1 protein-coding gene is annotated in these 459 nt (G+C 74.1%); it reads left to right on the top strand.

Translation table 11 applies throughout. The features are described 5' to 3' along the window. Positions 1-350: helix-turn-helix transcriptional regulator (locus tag M3677_RS17170; protein WP_251161160.1), on the top strand; the 350-nt coding region annotated here is incomplete at its 5' end. Positions 351-459 lie beyond the last annotated feature (109 nt).

Genomic DNA, 459 nt, shown 5'->3' with positions numbered 1-459 from the left:
CTAGGATCGCGGCCATGCACCAGGGCATCGACGAGTTCGCGATGCCCGACCCTGCCCAGGTCAGGGCGGCCACCGACCTGCTGCGCATGCTCAGCGACCCCACCCGGTTCTCGGTGCTGTGGGCGCTCGCGCAGGGCGAGAGCAACGTGGCCTGCCTCGCCGAGCTGGCCGGCACCTCGGCCACCGCGGTGAGCCAGCACCTCTCCAAGCTGCGGCTGGCCGGGCTCGTGCACGGCCGCCGCGAGGGCACGTTCGTCTACTACACGGTCGCCGAGGGGCCGCTGGGCGCCCTGCTGGTCCAGGCGCTGCGCGCCGTGGGCGCCGACCCGCGCCCCGCCGTCCACCGCTGACCCCTCTCGTCACACGCGACACGCCCGCCCCACGGGTCGCGCCCCGAGGTCATCGCCCCCTCTGCTGAGCGCGACCTGCGGAAATGCCGTTCCGGATCGACATGTGGGC

This window comes from Curtobacterium sp. P97, assembly GCF_023712445.1.
GTDB lineage: Bacteria > Actinomycetota > Actinomycetes > Actinomycetales > Microbacteriaceae > Curtobacterium.
The sequence above is the reverse complement of the archived record's forward strand: the minus strand, read 5'-3'. Positions and strand labels throughout refer to the sequence as shown.